Origin of the sequence: Wolbachia endosymbiont (group A) of Lypha dubia (assembly GCF_964028575.1) — a bacterium.
In the GTDB taxonomy this organism is placed as follows: domain Bacteria; phylum Pseudomonadota; class Alphaproteobacteria; order Rickettsiales; family Anaplasmataceae; genus Wolbachia; species Wolbachia pipientis.
Genome location: NZ_OZ034796.1, coordinates 679544 through 697775 on the forward strand (window position 1 = coordinate 679544; position 18232 = coordinate 697775).

Annotated in this window: 9 protein-coding genes and 1 pseudogene; 6 read left to right on the forward strand and 4 right to left on the reverse strand. The window is 35.4% G+C overall.

Annotated elements, in window-relative coordinates; translation table 11 throughout:
* Positions 1-53: 53 nt before the first annotated feature.
* Complete coding sequence (locus ABWU72_RS03585; RefSeq protein ID WP_353283881.1) at positions 54-275, reverse strand: hypothetical protein; 222 nt, start codon at positions 273-275, stop codon at positions 54-56.
* Between the two features lie 232 nt (positions 276-507).
* On the opposite strand from ABWU72_RS03585, the gene ABWU72_RS03590 reads away from it, so the two are divergent.
* Together ABWU72_RS03590 and ABWU72_RS03595 are read left to right on the forward strand one after the other, a co-directional pair.
* Entirely contained in the window at positions 508-786 is a 279-nt protein-coding gene (locus tag ABWU72_RS03590; RefSeq protein ID WP_353283789.1) for a hypothetical protein, read from the forward strand.
* Entirely contained in the window at positions 689-2434 is a 1746-nt protein-coding gene (locus ABWU72_RS03595) for a recombinase family protein (protein ID WP_353283882.1), read from the forward strand. Before ABWU72_RS03590 ends, ABWU72_RS03595 begins: the two co-directional genes overlap by 98 nt.
* A 1114-nt stretch (positions 2435-3548) precedes the next feature.
* Here ABWU72_RS03595 and ABWU72_RS03600 read toward each other — a convergent pair.
* Together ABWU72_RS03600 and ABWU72_RS03605 are read right to left on the reverse strand one after the other, a co-directional pair.
* Complete coding sequence (locus ABWU72_RS03600; RefSeq protein WP_341810163.1) at positions 3549-4217, reverse strand: RadC family protein; 669 nt, start codon at positions 4215-4217, stop codon at positions 3549-3551.
* A 185-nt stretch (positions 4218-4402) separates the two neighbouring features.
* Positions 4403-5326 carry a helix-turn-helix domain-containing protein gene (locus ABWU72_RS03605; protein ID WP_353283883.1) on the reverse strand — a complete coding sequence of 308 codons (924 nt, stop codon included), beginning with the start codon at positions 5324-5326 and terminating at the stop codon, positions 4403-4405.
* Between the two features lie 137 nt (positions 5327-5463).
* Between ABWU72_RS03605 and ABWU72_RS03610 the strand changes: the two are divergent.
* The 4 genes and pseudogenes from ABWU72_RS03610 to ABWU72_RS03625 all read left to right on the forward strand — a co-directional run.
* Positions 5464-5715 (forward strand): annotated as a pseudogene (locus tag ABWU72_RS03610) (PD-(D/E)XK nuclease family transposase); the annotation flags it as partial.
* A 454-nt stretch (positions 5716-6169) separates the two neighbouring features.
* Entirely contained in the window at positions 6170-6313 is a 144-nt protein-coding gene (locus ABWU72_RS03615) for a hypothetical protein (protein ID WP_173862902.1), read from the forward strand.
* A gap of 37 nt (positions 6314-6350) precedes the next feature.
* Positions 6351-7898 (forward strand): group II intron reverse transcriptase/maturase, encoded by a 1548-nt coding sequence (ltrA, locus tag ABWU72_RS03620; protein ID WP_006280223.1) that lies wholly within the window; start codon positions 6351-6353, stop codon positions 7896-7898.
* The gene (locus ABWU72_RS03625; RefSeq protein WP_353283884.1) at positions 7895-8677 is read left to right on the forward strand and encodes an Rpn family recombination-promoting nuclease/putative transposase; all 783 of its coding nucleotides are present in this window, start codon (positions 7895-7897) and stop codon (positions 8675-8677) included. Before ltrA ends, ABWU72_RS03625 begins: the two co-directional genes overlap by 4 nt.
* A gap of 337 nt (positions 8678-9014) precedes the next feature.
* Here ABWU72_RS03625 and ABWU72_RS03630 read toward each other — a convergent pair whose 3' ends face one another.
* Complete coding sequence (locus ABWU72_RS03630; RefSeq protein WP_353283885.1) at positions 9015-18143, reverse strand: ankyrin repeat domain-containing protein; 9129 nt, start codon at positions 18141-18143, stop codon at positions 9015-9017.
* Positions 18144-18232 lie beyond the last annotated feature (89 nt).

An 18232-nucleotide genomic window follows, 5' to 3' on the forward strand; every position in this document is an offset into this window, starting at 1 on the left:
TGCGATTTATATAAAGCTTTTACGCAGTCCAATTTGAGAAGGAAGTCCTTTGTTTAACGTTTCCTAAATGCTTCTTGGCTACCTCCACATGCCCTATTTACCCACAACAGTGTTTCACTTGAGTGATCCTCCCTTATCTCCTCTTTGGCCTGCTCTTTACTCCACATGCCACTTCTTGTGAAACTTCCTCTTTCTACAGCTTCTTTGACTGTCGTTCCCCCAAAGAGGCAACCTTTTCCTATTATTTCACCTCTTTTTTGTAGTTCAGACCACATTTCTGTATCTGCTACTCTTACCTGTACTTGGTCTGCTTTGTGGTACAGTATAACTCTTAGTCCACCAATGCTTGTTGGAAATGTTACCTCAAATACACTACCGACAATGTTGCAAAAAACATAAAAATAAAACTAGAGAAAACCATTTCTCGAAAACTTCTGTGTCCAGAACCAAGAGTCCGATTTACTTATAGCGCTAATAATCAATTAACCATCGGCTTTAAGGAATGATATGAACATATTATTTCAAGGAAAAGTCATGGGAAACAAGAGATTAGCTATACGAATTAGCTGTAGCTATGAACCTAACCGGTTGGCAGAACAATGCTTATCAGATGCTTATGAAAAGGTAGCATCAAAGGAAATAAGTCAAAAAAACTTAAAACATAAAAATGGGATTCAAGGAGGGTCAAATGGTAACAGTATGTTTATATGCGAGAGTTTCTTCGGGGAAACAAGTAGAAGGAAATACGATAGAAAGTCAAATTGCAGCTTTAGAGAAGCAAATTAATCTGGACGGATACAAATTGTTAAGTGAGTATAAATTTATTGATAACGGCTACAGTGGATCTCATTTAGTCCGCCCTGATTTAGAAAAATTACGTGATAAAGTAACAGAAGGTAAAATTGATAAGATTTACATTCATTCTCCTGATCGTTTATCTAGAAAATATGCATATCAAATGGTGCTGATTGAAGAATTTGAAAGAGCAGGAGCAAAAGTGGTTTTTTTAAATTATGAGATTAACGGTAACCCAGAATCTCAATTACTGTTACAAATGCAAGGTATGATAGCAGAATATGAACGTGCGAAAATTATGGAACGAAGTCGTCGTGGTAAAATCTATGCAGCTAACAAAGGCTGTGTAAATGTAATGGGAGGGGCTCCTTATGGTTATCGTTATATAGATAAACATATGGGAGGAGGACAAGCTTTATTTGAGATTAACGAAGAAGAAGCTGATGTCGTTCGCAAAGTATTTTTGTGGGTAGGCAGAGAAAGAACAAGTATTGGGGAAGTATGTCGTCGGCTAAATACTATGTCCATTAAGACACAAAAAGGAAAAGAACGCTGGAATAAAGGTACAATTTGGAGTATGTTGAAAAACCCTGCTTACAAAGGACAAGCAGCCTTTGGTAGAAGAAGGTTAGGAGTAAGATTAAAACAAGTAAGACCACAGAAAGGCTCTTGTGAGCAGCCAAAAAGTAACCATTCTGTCTATCCTGTTGAAAAAGCAAATTGGATTTATATTAAAGTGCCAAATATAGTAGATGAAGATATATTTGATATTGTTCAAGAACAATTAGCTGAAAATAGAAAAATAGCAAGGACAAGAAAAAGAGGAGCAAAGTACTTACTACAAGGTTTAGTCATATGTAAGCGTTGTAATTACGGATGTTACGGAACTTGCATGAAAAGTAGACGAGAAGAAGAAGGTGGCCATTATGCATATTACCGTTGTAGTGGTAAAGATTCTTACCGTTTTGGTGGTAATAAGATTTGTGACAATAAACTCATCCGCTCAGATGCATTAGAAACAGCTGTGTGGGAAGAGGTTAAGCAGTTATTGAAAAATCCAAACAGGGTTTTAGAAGAATACAAGCGTAGGCTTTCAGAACTAAAAAAATCATCATTGGATCAAAAAAGCGACCTGCTAGAGAAACAAGAAAATAAATTAAAACGTGGTATTGCTAGACTTATTGATGGTTATGCTCAAGAATATATCAATCAAGAGGAATTTGAACCACGAATTAAAGCAATGAAACAAAGCTTAAAAACAATTGAAGAAGAGAAGAAAAAGATATTTTATCAAAAGGAATTAGAACAGGAGGTAACTCTGGTTGTGACCAATTTAGAAGACTTTTCTTCCAATATTACGTTAAACCTTGATAACGCAGACTGGCTAACTAAACGTGATATTATCAGAACATTGGTCAAGAGAATTGAAATTAACCTTGAGGACGTAAATGTGGTATTTCGCGTAAAAGAGCTACCGAACTCTTCTGGACATAATGGAGAGGAAAATAAAAATTTGCAACATTGTCGTAGGTGTAAAAACGCTATTGTCCGATATATCAGTGTAATTTCTCTCACCTCCTTTCTCGTTTTTGACTTCAAATTCTCTATTGCCTATTTTTATGATGTTACATCTGTTTAGACCTAAGCCTTCTATTACTTTTGCAGGCTCTACTGTGCTACCCTCAGAAAATTCCGTATACGATGTTGTATTGTCTATTTCCACATCTATTACAGCTCCTTTTTGAACAGCACTTTCACCGACTTTCCTCAGTTCTTCAAGTTGCTTGTCTAGCTGTGGCTGCACCTCTTTTTGCAGTTCGTTATAAGTTTCACCTACCAGCTCATTCTGCAATAGCCTGTCATGAAACTCTGCACCCTTCAGCATTAATTCACGCATTATTTTTTTTAGTTCACCTTTTTTGACTTTGTGAAAATGTGTGCCTAATATCACATACTCGGAAAAACTCCATTCTCCTTCATGACATGCATTTATCCTTATTCCAGCAGATAGAGCTTGATCCACAACCTTATGCATCTCTTTTGGGCTGCCTGCTTTTACCACTGCACTTTTAAACCAGCTCAACTTTTTATTTTCCCTTGCACTTAGCTTTATTTTTTGCAGGCCTGAGGCAAATGGATTTAACCCCTCTGGATAATCTTCTTGATTACTTGCTGGTTTTGTGCCATAAATACGGTCAAGTCCTTCTTCGAAGTTTATTTGGTTTTCGCGACCATCTCTACTAGGGGAAGGCATTGTACCTCCAGGATTCTGGTTATTAATTTTGCTCACAAAGTTAGACGGTTGTATATCAATGCCCTCAAGAGCACTAAATATTTTACCCAATAACTTGCGGTTAATATTGAACTTGTGATTCTTTTTACTTGGGTCTTTTCGAACCATTGTAATTTTTTTACTAGCCATATAAGCCTCCTATATTAAGCATATTATCTAAGTCTATAGCGCAATTTATTGCTTTACTATTAACTTAATATACAAATATTAGAAAGATCTTGTATGGTTTGCAACTATTTATAACAAAAGAATAGAGCTTTTTGGGCTTTTATTCGTTTATTATAACTTAACATGCAAGTTATACAAAGATCTTGTATGTTTTACAACTTTTGTTATGTCTTTTTCCAAATCTCAGCTATAGAAATACGCTTTTCTTAAAGCACTTATATTCATATTTCGTATTGTTTCCACTAGCAGTGGTAGCCAAACTTCCCAAACCTGAAAAATTTGGCATCCATCTTTATAGCAGCTCTCTTTCCTTAAAGCTGCAATATCCTTTGTCCGTCACAATAATGTGATCCTCTAGCTCAATTCCCACCCCTTGACATGCTGACACTAATTCTCTAGTCATAACTTTATCATCTTCTGATGGTTCTAAACTCCCTCCTGGATGGTTGTGAGCTAATATTATCGATGCTGCCTCCATTGATAATGCCTTTTTTACCACTTTCCTTTCAGATAGGTGCACCTCATCTATTGTACCAAAATACACTTCGTCTCTTATCAAACGGTACTGTGTATCCAAATATATTATCTGGACAGCTTCTTTTGCTGAAAAGCCTATACTTACCCTTACATATTCTATGAGCTTTTCTTGGCTATCCATTACAGGGCCTCTCTTTAACCCTTCTCTTAGTGCCCTCTTGTAAGCTTCTTTAACACATTCAATTGCTGCGGCTGCATGTTCAGTCATTCCGTCTATCATTTTCAGGTCATCGATTTCTCGCCCTAAAATTTCTCCTATTCCTGGGCAATTATCCATTAAAGTTTTAGTCACATCTTGTGCTTGCTTTCTGTCATGAACTGCTCCTAGAAGCACTGCCACTATTTCGCGATCAAATAGAGCACTTCCTCCTCCGCTTTGTAGTACTCTCTCTATTTCTTCTGTAAGTTTTTCACTATTATTCATAAAATATACTCCTCGTTAATAACAAATTGTTTTTAATTGTTTACTGCTACTTTTTTAGCAGTCTTGGCATAAAGCCATAGCTTTCGAGTGAAGTCAAATCAATTTTTCAATCTTTTTTACTTATTTTTTCATCAAAAAATTAAGATATTAACAGATGCTTATTTATCTAATTGAAAATTAATCCTTTATGTAAAAGAAGTTGTTACTATTTTAGAAATAACATCAGTAGAAAAACCTAACTTGAGTAAATTATTTGCAACTTTCATTCCCTCTATTTTATCAATCTTCTCTTTGTAAATTTGCTTTCTTTGCAATAAAAATTCTACCCATATATTTAGCTCATCTCGTGATTCTTGATTGCCAATTTTTCTATATTCCCTCGCCCAACTTAATAACTCATTTTCTGCTTCACCATCTTCATAATTATCTTCTTCCTTTATCAGATCTTCAGCATTCACTGATAATTCTTTTGCTATTTCCCATAACCTTTCACTTAAAAGAGTAACACTACCTTGTTCATAATGATGTACCTGCGAGGGTCCTACATCTAGCTTTTTTGCTAATTCTTCTTGAGTATATCCCCTTATTATTCTCCACTTTTTTATCTCTTGTCCTCCGTTTGGCTCGTATCTCTCTTTATCAGCATATTCTTCAGTTGATAAGCCTGTTGCTCGATAGATAATCTCAGTATCAAACCCCGCCTTAACTAGATTCTTTGCAATTCTTATTCTTGCTGCTTTTACATTACTTTCTTCCTCAGCTAGGATAGATTTGGTTAATGCGTAAATTGCTTTGCGTCCTTCTATTTTTTTGTATTTTTCTATGAAATTATACATTTCCTCGGTCTTAGCTTTCTCGAAACAACTATTTTCTTTTAGCACTTTTCGTCCTGGAAAGAGATTTCTAATAGGGATTGATAACGACTCTGCTATGATTTTTAACTTTTCAACTGGAATACCACATGTTCCTTGCTCATATCTTAGCAGCGTGTGATAGTTTATGCTTGTTTTGTCTACTAAGTCTTTCAGAGTATATTTTCGCTTTAACCTCCAGATCCTTACTTTTTGCGCTATTTGGTACCTTATGGAAACAGTAGTATGCTTTGCCATACAGAAATAGATATTATATAGGTTAATACTACCAAATAAAGATATACAAAAGGGATGCTTCTTTCTATGTTTGAATTTTAGTTGAATATTTCTTCACAATTGTGTATAATTATTAATGCTTTTTATCTTACTTTCTCATGGCTCTTTCGAAGTTTCTCGATCCAAAAAACGACCTTAGTTTTAAGAAAATATTTGGCTCTGAAAAGAATAAAAATATCCTCATCCTCATCCACTTCCTCAACGATATCTTGGACTTTTCTACTTCTGATCAAATAATGGAAATTGAATTCCTTAGTACCATCATGGATCCTGAAATTGCCTCTGACAAGCAAAGCATTGTTGATGTTCTTTGCAAAGACTCTATTGGTAATAGATTTGTCATCGAAATGGTGCGACCTGAAAGCCTTCGGTCATATTGTTTAAAAGGAGAGGAATTCATTCAGAAAGAAACTGAAAGGATTCTAAAGCTTATTGAACCAGATGTTTTGCCATCTGAGTCTACGCATCAGTGCGAATTGGGTAACCAGTTGGTGCCGAGCGACGCGGACAATGAACCTCCTCTTGATAAAGAAGATGCTCAATCGTGAGAGAAAGCATAAACTACAAGCATCATGTGGTTGGAGGGCTAGGCTTAGTGGTATGGTGAACGTAAGTGAAGCTTCATAAGTATCGTAACGATTAAAGAGCTAAAGATGCTGATAAGCTCCGACCAAAAGGTAATGTGGATGAGTTACATTTTTCATTTCTGGATGTACGCAAATAATAATTCCACCGGTATAGAGAAGCCACCTAACCCACTATTGTATGACAAAAGGAACAGGATAAGCCTGTATTTTCGCCTATATGGCAGGCAACCCGCAAGGAATGCTGATGGATGTGCAGGTAAAGGATAATGGAGAAAGCGAATGCCATTTTGTAACGAAATGGATAGAATTTGTAACATTAATTCGCGTGAAAACGAGCAGACTTCCATTTGGTCCCTCATGACAAGAAACTTTGTTAACCACTTAAGGTAGGAAAGCAGATGATTACAAGTACAACTGTAAGTGCACCTACCAATAACTCCGAAGCATGGAACCAGTTACCCTGGAAGAAATGCCAAAAAGTTGTTATGAGGCTACAGAGGCGTATTGTTAAGGCTGTCCAACAAGGCAGATGGGGTAAGGTGAAAACTTTACAACACCTTCTCACACGCTCTTTTAGCGGCAAAGCTTTGGCGGTTAAGAGAGTAACTGAAAACCAAGGAAAAAACACAGCAGGTGTAGATCGTCAAATATGGTCAACTTGCAACACAAAATTTCAAGGAATAAAGCTATTAAAACAAAGAGGATACAAACCTTCTCCGCTAAAACGGATATACATCAGTAAGTCTAATGGCAAAAGAAGACCTCTTGGAATCCCTACGATAAAAGATAGAGCCATGCAAGCATTATACTTGTTTGCTTTGGAACCGATAGCTGAAACGATCAGTGATCGTCACTCTTATGGTTTTAGACCAAAAAGATCCTGCGCAGACGCTACTGTGGCTTGTCACTTGTTACTGGCAAGCCGTAACCAACTACAATGGATACTCGAAGGTGATATTAAAGGGTGTTTTGATAACATTAACCATGAATGGCTCATGAAGCATATTCCTATGGAGAAGAAAATTCTTCATAGCTGGTTAAAAGCTGGCTTCCTAGAATCAAAAACTCTGTATTCCACAACTGCAGGTACCCCACAAGGTAGTATCATCTCTCCAATACTAGCAAATCTAGCCCTAAATGGACTTGAAAAATCATTGGAAAGTCAATTTGGTAAACTTGGCAGTAAAAGAAGAAGCAAAATCAGAAGTGGAGTAAATGTAATCAGGTACGCAGATGACTTTATCATTTCAGGAATCACACGTGAAGTACTGGAAAATGAAGTAAAACCTCTAGTATCGTCCTTTCTTCAGGAGAGAGGTCTTATCCTTTCCGAAGAGAAAACAAAAATTACATCTATTACAACAGGGTTTGACTTTCTTGGTTGTAATGTACGCAGGTATAATAAGAAGTTAATTATAAAACCTTCAAAAGAAAGTATTAAGAAACTTCTTAATAAAGCACGTACATTGATAAAGGCAAACATAGCGAACACTCAGGCCGTACTAATCAAGTTGCTCAATTCCCTATTAAGGGGATGGGGAAATTACTACAGCCATGTGTGTGCGAAAAGAGCTTTTAACAAAATAGACCATGAAATTATGTGTGCTCTATGGAAATGGGCAAAGAAAAGACATCCTCGTAAAGGATTACGTTGGATAAAGAATCGTTACTTCAAGGTAATGAAACAACGCCAATGGGTCTTTGCTGCACCCATATGCAAGAACAAACCGAAAGAGATAAGGTATTTAAGACTGCTTAGGTTGATTGATATACCTATCAGACGACATGTTAAAATCAGGGCGGATGCAAATCCACTTGACTTAAAATGGAAAAAGTATTTTGATGAAAGAGTGAAACAAACAAAAATGTTAGCAAGCTCTTTCTCAAGAGAAGGTTCTCTACTGTTGGTGTCACCATTAAGAATGATGTTTTCTGAGGAATCATGAAGGACAAGCCGGTTCGAGAAAAGAAGGACTTAGATAAGGGGCTCAAGCGTAGTGTGGGGAAACCTGCATGCTGCGTTTCTAAGGGAGGGAGTAGTAGCAATACTACTTCCTTACCTAACCAGCTCGCTCGTGATAAAGGCTTTGAAAAACGTGCTCAACTTTATGCTGCTAAGGCTTACTCAAGACAATTAGATAAATCTGGTAATTACATTGATCTTCAGAAAGTCTTTTTTATTGCTATTTCCAATTGTAACCTTCTGCCTGAAGAAGTTGACTATATTTCTACTCATAATATACGGGATATCAAAACCAATGGTCATTACTTAAAAGATCTACAATTTGTCTTTATTGAGTTGCCTAAATTTACAAAAAATAGAGTAGAGCAGTTAGAGAATACTACAGAGAGGTGGTGTTTCTTTTTTAAATACGCAGAGGAAACAACTGATGAAGATCTGAAAAAGATAGCAGCAGAAGCTCCGATAATAAAGCTAGCATATGATGAATTAGACAGGTTTCGCTGGAATGAAAAGGATTTGATCGCATATGAAGAAAGAATATTGAGTGTACAGAAAGAGAAGGCTATTTTGGAACAACGTCTTGATGATGCTAAACATGAAGGTAGACAAGAAGGCATCCAAATCGGCCATCAAAAAGGTAAAATTGAAGGTAAAATTGAAGTAGCCAAAAACTCACTCAAGGCCAGTGTCCCTATAGATGTTATAGCTCAAATTACCGGTCTCTCTCATTCTGAAATTTTACAACTCAGGGAAAAAACATAAATACTACAACTTATTCACTTCAACATTTATGAAAACCTTCTCTAAGTTAGACATATCCCCTAATTAAGAATCTAGTGAACTGTCTAAAATGGCTATAAAGATTGCACATAGAATTATATAAATTACTATCATAACATTACCCAAACTTCTATATCAAAGCTATGTGCTATAAGTTCAATATGGAAAACACATTAACCACTTAGCATTTAATGTCTACTTCATCCATTTTACTATTAGGACCATCAAACTTGGTCTGGTATCCCTAATTATTTTGGCTACCTTCACTTTAAATTTTCCACTACTTGGCATTTTATAGCTGCACCTCTTATATTATAACCTACCTATTGATATTACCTCCAAGCTTGGTTACTCCTATCTCAGAAAGACAAGTTGATACTTCTGAATGGCTGTGAACTGAAGCATTACTTAAATAACTTTGAGGCTCTAAACTTATCTGCTGTTTTTTTGTACCATCAACTTCTAATCTACCATCTCTGTTGTGTAATATCTGCTCTATTGATTGATTTAGCAGACCCTTATTAAATTGAGCTATAAACTTTTCAAATTTCTTCGGACTTAATTTACCAGCTTTTTCACCAGGACATGCTTTCTCTACATACGATTTCAAAATCCCCGAAATTTCATAAAATTTACCACTCATGACTTTTCTAGTAATCTCTTTCTGCATTCCCATATAATCAATATTTAATCGATGTACTGATACACCACTTTTTAATCCAGCTTGCTCTAATACTTTCTCACATCCCTTTGTAATATTTAATGCATAGCCCTGTGCTTCTAGTGGAGATATAGACTGATCTACTCTAGAAATATACTTTTGACCTGTAACCCTTCTAATCAATAAGTCAAGTAACATTATTGTACCATTTACATCCATTGATGCATCAACTTGTGATATTGGACTTGGAGTGCTTGATGTTTCCTTAGGTAATTCAGGCTTAGAACTTAATAACCCACCTACAGAGCTTTTTACCCAACTAAACAAATCATTTATCCATGAAGATGGTCTTTCTACACTGCTTGTTGCTATTTCAGTTTGATCACTTGAATATACAGCAAGAAGTTTACGTGATGAATGATTTTTATTGGTAATGTTGACATCAACATAGAGACTAGAATTTAAACTCACTTTACTTTCTAATTCTTGTATATCACGTCTCTTGCGAGTAGATCCACAATCTTCAATCTTCCAAACACCATTGGTAACACTTTCCCCTGATTTCCAAGTAAACACATACTGCCTGTTATTGTCAAATTGGAAACCACCATAACTATTAGGTGAATATAAGTACCTTCCATACTCCACATTCTTTAGATACACATCATCACCACTAAGCTCAACCTTCCACTTACCATCGTTTTCTACCTTTGAGGGCCAGGTAAATACATACCGCCTGTCATTGTCAAATTGGAAACGACTATAATTATTAGGTGAATATAAGTACCTTCCATACTCCACATTCTTTAGATACACATCATCACCACTAAGCTCAACCTTCCACTTACCATCGTTTCCTACCTTTGAGGGCCAGGTAAATACATACCGCCTGTCATTGTCAAATTGGAAACGACTATAACTATTAGGTGAATATAAGTACCTTCCATACTCCACATTTCTAATACATACCTGTGACGCAAATACCAAATTCTTCACTGACTCTGGTAAATTACTTTTTAATTCTTGAAAGTCAGATTGTACATTGTTGTTTGTTTTGTCCATAAGCCCTTTTATACAATAGGCTAGCTTAAGCACTGTATTATCATGAAAGTCACTTGCTTCAATATTAGTACCTCTACCTAACAAAAAGTTGATTATACCCGGCCTATCATATTGAACAGCGACACACAGAGGTATTTGACCATCTTTATCTTTAGCTCTAATATTAGCTCCCTTATCAGTAAGAAACTCAGCAGCTTTTAAACATCCTCTCCGTGCAGCATAGTGTAGTGATGTCCAACCATTACTATCTTTAGTATCCACGCTAGCACCTTTACTTACAAGATCTTTAACTTTATTAAGATCATTACCTCGTACTGCAACCAATAATTGTTCATTTAAACCTGATTGTGTTTGTTGTAAATATACTGCGACACTGTCATGTTTTTGATCAATAGCAATATCTTGCGGTGTTTTGCCATTCTTATCTTTAGCATTAATATTAGTTCCTTTTCCTACTAAGAACTTTGTAACCTCTAAATAACCTTGCGATGCAGCCAAGTGTAGTGATGTCCAACCATATTCATCTTCATCCTTAGCCTCTATGCTAGCACCTCTACCTATAAAATCTTTAACTTTATTAAGATCACCACCCTGTACTGCAGTTAACAATTCCCTATTCAGACTTGACTGTGTTTGTTGTAAGTACTGTACAAGATTATTATGTCCCTTATCTCTAGCAATATCTAGTGGTGTTTTGCCACTACTATCTTTAGTACCAATATTAGCTTGATTATTTGTAAGATCCTGCAACACACCTAAATGACCACCCCAAGAAGCTAAGTGTAGTGGTGTCTCACCATTTTTATCAGCCTCATTAATACTTGCTCCTTTCATCAAAAAAAGTTCTATAATCTCTTTATCGTTGCTTTCAGCAACAGTGTACATAGGTCCTCTACCATACACATCTTGAATATCCTTGTGATTATTCATAACAGCAAAGTGCATAGGAGTCCTGCCAAGTACATCCTTAGCATTCGCATTAGCTCCCTTACTAACTAAAAACTTAGCAATATCTGAATGACCCTTCAATGCAGCCCAGTGTAATAGTGTGCAGCCATATTTATCAGTTGCATTAACACTCACATCTTCACTAACAAGAAACTCTACTGTGTCTAAGTTACCACTCCAAGTATAATAAAATCCGCCATGCGTTCTGTCGTCAATATCTTTAGCAATAAGATCATTAATTGTCTTTAGATCCTTTTCATTTTTTACAGTAAGTAACAATTCTTTATCTAAGTGTGCTTGCATAAAAACTTGCCTCATTGTATTAGAATTAGCATAATATTCCTCACCTTCAGGAGTTCTACCACTGTTATCTTTAGCATCAATATCAGCACCTTTACTTATAAGATATTTCACCATACCTAAATGATGAACAGAACGTGAAGCATAATGTAGAGGGGTTTTACCATCTTTATCTTTAGCATTAACGTTAGCACCTCGATTTACAAGACCTTGAACTTTATTAAAACCACCATCTTGTACTGCACCTGACAATTCTTTATCCAATTGTGTTCCCTCTTTTCCTTTATTAAATTCCACTATAACATCTTCTGAGTTACAAATAGAAGCTATACACTTTGAGTTATAAACTATTGCATCATTAAAACCGAACATCATTTCTCTTGCTGGCTGGTAAGTATTCCAATTCTCTACTTTTACAAGAGTGTTATTTTTATGTGATAGCAATAAGGTATCATTCATAACTTTCATATCGAAATCTAATATAGACTTATCTTTCAAATCAACTAAACCAATATCATTCTTGTTAATAGGTTGATTATGATAAATCTGTAACCCTTGCTCATCTGGCTTATAATACCTGAAAGAACTAAATTCATCAGCTCTTTCTCCAAATTCTTCTGGTTCTATAATTCTATTGTTCAGTTCTACAGATAAATCCCAATTTTTGTGAACAGAAGAATAATAATTTGATATCGATAATGCTCCTCTATCTGATAGCAATAGCAAATTATTATTTAGTTTCAAAAAAAGTACTTTGTCTGAGTCAAATGTGAAACAATTATGATAATTTAAAAGGTCAGTACCATTAACGCTAAACCTTCCATCTATTTTTAAGCTATGAGAACAATAATCTCGCTCTAGTTCCCCATTTTGAAATTTGTAATATTCTTCTCCGTCAAATGTAACTGTAACATCTTTGTAATTCGGCAACATGGTTACGTGTAAGCTATTTCTGTTAATCTTTATTTCTCCTTCATTATTCTCTGTAAATGGCATATCATCTAATGTACAATTTAATTGGCTAAAATCCAATATGCCATTTGCTTGAGCAATCGTAATATTAGCGTTCCTGTTATCGAAAAGATAAAGATGACTTATATTACTTGGAGCTTCCCAGTAAAAATTATGATGCTCTTTATCAGGATAAAAAATATGATTACTGGAACTACCTATAGTACTATGATAATTAGCACTTGATAATTGCTTTGTAATATTAAAGTTTAAATTGTCTATCTTTCGTAAATTATCTAATTCATCATCTAACACAACATCACCACTCAGGCTTTTTGTCACATGCAAGTTTGTTACTACGCCAGTTTTATCATCTATTTTTGTTGGTGTTACAAATAAACCATCTGCTGTTTTTACCGACGTTTGTTTATCTACACTTATAAAGGCTCCACTTTTATTACAGATGTTTGTTATGTTATTAACGTGGGTTATGTTACCTACATCATTAAAGTTTATCGGCAATAATACTAAACCTTTTCCATAAATAGAATCACCAAAATAACCCTTTATTGTGGTAAAATTCTTTACCGTTATTACATCATTGCCACCTTTACCGTCTACATAATCTGCATGAGAAACTTCTATATGATTAGCTTCGTTACTGCCAATGACAGAGTGTATATTTTTTGAATCTATAAAATCACCTTTTACTACAACTATGTTTTTTTGTCCATTTATTCCTAAGTTACAAGAAAGCCTATCATCTTCTATGTAAAAGAAGTTGTTACCTGATTTTTGTACATCACAGCTCTCCAACGGACTCATAAAATAGTACCTATTTTCCACTTTATCACTTCCTTTTTTACTTGAATCAGCAATAGATACATGAGTTCCCCAAAAAATAAGATTAAGGCTACCTTCTTCACTTATATGTATATCGGTATATAAAGATTTTATGTAATACATATCAGTTTTATACTTGTGAGGACTCTCGTTCTTATACACAACTACGTTTTGGCAGTGAGGTGGATATTCTTGTAAAGACCATTTCTCTTTTACTGTACTTAATACTTTACCTTTATGTGGTGAAGAATCATCGCATAATGCTTCACTTGGTAGTTTATGCCAGGTTTCCCTAGATACTTCTTGTTCTTTTATATTATCACCACGTGACCCACAAACAATATTATAGTTTTCAAGAGAGTGAGGAACTATTCTAGAATAGTGATCAGTGTATCCTGTATTAGATGAAGACACAGCAGCAGTAAAGTTAAAATCAAATTCCCTATCAACAACCTTTGTTCTAATGCGGCAAGCATCGAATAAATGTTTCATTTGATTATCTATGTCATCCACTACACCTCTTTTCTTTTGACGAAGCTGATTATTAGTAGCATACTCTATTTTCTTAACTGAAATGGGAGGTAAGGATATAGCTATCCTGGAATAATCATTCTTAAACTTATCTACAATCTTCGATATATATTGTTTATATATCTCTTTTACTTCCATATTGTCTTCTATATAATGAGGTACTTTTTTACCTAAGAATAAATCCCAATAAAGATCATGTTTTTCCTGATCTGTAAGGTTCATTTGTTCTTCTAATTTTTCTACCTCAAGCCCTGCTTCTACAAACTGTGATATGACAATAACAGCAACTGAGACAGCAGCACCAACTGGACCAGCAAATTCTCCTACTACTCCAGTTTCTAAGCCTGCTACTGACATTGTTTCAGTAACAACCGCAGGGACATCTGCGGCGATAAAGATAGAATTAGTTGCGATGTTTAGGTCAGCAATCTTTATATCTGCAGGATCTGTCGCACTTTGCCTTGCTTTTATTGACTCCGCTAACCCTAAAAATGCCGCAAAATTACCTATAGCACGTCCCATAACTGGAGCAAATCCCTTCAACATCTGAGAATCAAGCTTTGTTCCTAACTCTAATATTTTTCCAGAGATTTTTTCACCAATTTTTGGCATTACCCAGAGATTTAATGCATCGTAGCCTAATCCCTCTATGTCTCCATTTGCTATATGCTTACCAACTAAAAATGCTGTAAAGGCAAGACCTGCACCTTCTGCTACTTTTCCTATTTTTTCTGCTACTCCGGATCTTCTCAGAATATTTTTCACTTCTTCTTTGTTCTCTATATTATCCTTCATTTCTTTCACAATATCCCTAATCTCTGGATCTATCGAATTTAGGTCTACATCCTTGATCTTCGCTACAAATGCTTCTTCAACATTTTTATCTATAATTTCACCTTCAGATATCTTCTGAGAAACCTTGAAAAGCTGATCATAAAACTCAATATTCTTTACTCTTTCTGCTACCTTGTCAGCATTGAATAACTCTTTGATACGTCGTTCTTTTTCCTCCTCTGTAATCTTTTCTTCATCAAACGAATCTATGCAGGCCATACTTACACTTCTTTCTCTTCTTGGTTTTTTACTTGGTGGATACTCTGGCAATGAAGGTCCTCTTTTCTTTCCTTTAGAACAAGCAGGTAACATATGAACTGAACTATGAACTACTTCAACAGGAATAAATCCTTCCTTAGCTGTCCTACTTGTTAAAATAAGTTTATTTGGATTATTAGATCCTTTATCGAAAACAACACCGATAAATTTCACCTCATCACCATCTGTGAGTGTTTTATAGGTAACGCCCTCTTTATACTCTTCATTTATTTGATCATTTGCTTCCCTCAATAAAGCTTTAGCTCCTTTGCCCTGCCTTGATGTCTTAAGTTCCAACCCTATTGGTGTGTACTCCTCAGCATTTCCACCTTGAGCCACAAACTTAATACCATGAACTAGCATGTCAATACGTTCTCCTCTACCAGTTTGAAACTCAGTTAAAACTAATGCCCTAGTTTCTGGTGATTCTTGTAATTTTAGGTCGCTATAATAACTAAATGCTCCATTCAATATTCCCTGGAAATGAGCTTCTTTATTCACGAGGCTCTTAAAAGGGAATATTCCTTCTCCAATTTTTTCTAATAATCTACTATATCCTCCTATTGATAAAGATTGAATATCTAATGCTCTATCGAATGTTTCTTTTAACTCATTAGGATAAGGAACTTCTTTGAAAGTACCTTGAAATCTCTCAGCTCCGTTGTTGTACTCTTGTAAAGAATTGTATTTTTCAGCCCAAATAGTAAGATATCTTTTAAAATCTGACTTGTATCTAGTATCAAAATTAAGACTTAATTCGATTATTTCCCTATTCCCTATTTCTCTATTTAATCTATCAAGAGGGAGCACTTCATCCAGCCCGTTCAGAACATCCTTTCTGTTAGCTTCAACAATATTTATTACATAAACCAACTTCTCTGTATTTTCTGGAATGAGCACCATTGTCACAACTGCATGAATCGCATCAAGATTAGCTGACAATCTCTCCCTGGCTCTTTCAGCTGCTAAACGTCCAGACCCACGAAGATTAGGACGTACCTCGGTAGGTATATTGTCTCCATAGATAAAAATGTATTTTTTAAAACCAGTTTTTAAATCTTCAACTCTATTTAGCAATAGTGATTGCCCTAGTAAAAATCTACTAAAATAATGTTTATCTCCCTTCTCAGGTGTACCAGGAAACGTATGATAAATACGTTCTAGATTATCTTTCACCTGTCCCTTTAATTCTATTGTTCCAATCCTTTGCGTATCCCAGTCATCAGAAGATTTTAGCATATCTTGAAAAAGAGGAATTATTTCTTTCCCACGATTTGATACTTTAATATCAGAGATAGGAGATGGATTATCAAGATTGACACCAACACATAAAATGTCATCTGCAGTGGTTAGAACTCGCTGAATATTTGGTTGAAAGCCTTGTGCATACTTTTCTGCTTGCTGCAAAGCCTTATCTGGAGTAGCATTAGAACCTGCTCCCGCTTTTAATTCAATAATAATGGGAATAGAATCCAATGCACGATCAGGACCACGAGCCAGCAAGATAATATCTGCATAACCCCTTCCTGCAAATTGCTCTGGGTAGACTCTAAAATTATACCTGTAGTGGAAATTCATGAAAACGCCTACCGCAAACCCATGATGTGCTGCTTCACGTGCTCTGCTAGCATAGATTAGTGAGTCTGCATATTCGGAGTGAATTGTATAAATCTTATCAAGAATTCTCCTTAAAGATGCTTTAACTGTTCGCTGATTGGAAATAGCTAGCTTCGCTATATCGACTTCGGGATCCCTCCATAACCCTTTTCTCACTTTTTTAAATTGAACTTCAGAATTATGTTCTATGTCTACTCCTTTATCTTTCACATCAACAACTATTTCTCCCTGATGACCGGCATCTTTAATGATTTTTATTGATTTAACTTTAATTTTATCTAGGTTATTTTCAATAAGAGAGTAAAGCTTGCCTAATACCTCCTTCAATTCACCTTGATCAAACTCTTGAGTGTAAGAATGAGAACCACTTTCTGATATAACAAATAATTTTACTTTATCGATCACATCTTTTTGACTCTTCATTTCACCATTTTTTATAATAGCTACCTTCAAAGTCTTTGCACCGTCAAAGCTAAAATAAATCTCCTTGATGTCTAGCTTTTTTGCCATCTCTGTATCCAACAAAGTAGAAAAACTACCTAGGAAGAAGTGTGTAAAAAACCCTGCTTTTTCTACAGAGTGTAAATAAGATGGAATCTGATCCACAAATGACTGAAATCTCGGTTCAAAAGATTTAAAATCCTCATCTTGCCGGCTTATACCAACTTCTTTATCTGCTTCCTCCATCAATAACTGTATTAACTCAAAGTCTTGTGGTCTTACTTTACCCATGACTCTTTTTAAGCCTTTTGCAAGCTCTTTATCATTATCAATAATATTCCTTTCAAGACCAAAATTATAATGGTTTCGTTTACCTGGTGCACCAACATGAAATAACTGTATTTGAGTATTTCCATTACCATATTGAGTTTCAACCTCACCAGAAACACTAATCGTTGCGCTAAGCATTCCACTCATTGCTCTTATTTCAGGTTCACCTCCCCAAGTATCAGGGTTCCTCATGTTTTCCAAGTAACGCTCAAAATCACCTTCAACAAAATCTCTGAACTCATTTCTATAAGAACTTATGTGATCAACTACTCGATTACGAAATAAGTTTCTTACTAAATTTGCAAATGTGTCATCATAATTCGCAGCACCTAAATTCCGAACCAAACCTCTAATATGATCTAAATTTTGGGTTATAGTTCCATCATTTCCAAATAGTACTTCATACCTTTGTCGAAATAAAGCATCGTCGTTTCTGACGGGTATTAAGTAAGCCATAGTAACAGACCAAAACAAGCAACTACCGTCTCCTGGAACATCGATTCTCTTAATCTGACTTCCACTTTCGGAATCAACATCAGATCTCCGATAACGCTTAAGTTGAGAAAATTCTCTAGCTTGCTCTATATATTGCACTTCATCCGATAATTCAGTAATCTTTGAATTAACATCTTCTTTTTTTAGATGATCTGTTGGATATTGTATCTTGAACATAAACCCCCTTCATTATATTATACTAAACCCACTATACCAAGCTTATTGTATAACCATCAGAGATATCAATAATAAAAGCTATTTTTGCC

What these genes read in the sequence shown, in the direction of transcription:
- ABWU72_RS03585 (WP_353283881.1), bottom strand. Translation starts at nt 275, where the DNA reads ATGTGGTCTGAACTACAAAAAAGAGGTGAAATAATAGGAAAAGGTTGC.
- ABWU72_RS03590 (WP_353283789.1), top strand. Translation starts at nt 508, where the DNA reads ATGAACATATTATTTCAAGGAAAAGTCATGGGAAACAAGAGATTAGCT.
- ABWU72_RS03595 (WP_353283882.1), top strand. Translation starts at nt 689, where the DNA reads ATGGTAACAGTATGTTTATATGCGAGAGTTTCTTCGGGGAAACAAGTA.
- ABWU72_RS03600 (WP_341810163.1), bottom strand. Translation starts at nt 4,217, where the DNA reads ATGAATAATAGTGAAAAACTTACAGAAGAAATAGAGAGAGTACTACAA.
- ABWU72_RS03605 (WP_353283883.1), bottom strand. Translation starts at nt 5,326, where the DNA reads ATGGCAAAGCATACTACTGTTTCCATAAGGTACCAAATAGCGCAAAAA.
- ABWU72_RS03615 (WP_173862902.1), top strand. Translation starts at nt 6,170, where the DNA reads ATGGCAGGCAACCCGCAAGGAATGCTGATGGATGTGCAGGTAAAGGAT.
- ltrA (WP_006280223.1), top strand. Translation starts at nt 6,351, where the DNA reads ATGATTACAAGTACAACTGTAAGTGCACCTACCAATAACTCCGAAGCA.
- ABWU72_RS03625 (WP_353283884.1), top strand. Translation starts at nt 7,895, where the DNA reads ATGAAGGACAAGCCGGTTCGAGAAAAGAAGGACTTAGATAAGGGGCTC.
- ABWU72_RS03630 (WP_353283885.1), bottom strand. Translation starts at nt 18,143, where the DNA reads ATGTTCAAGATACAATATCCAACAGATCATCTAAAAAAAGAAGATGTT.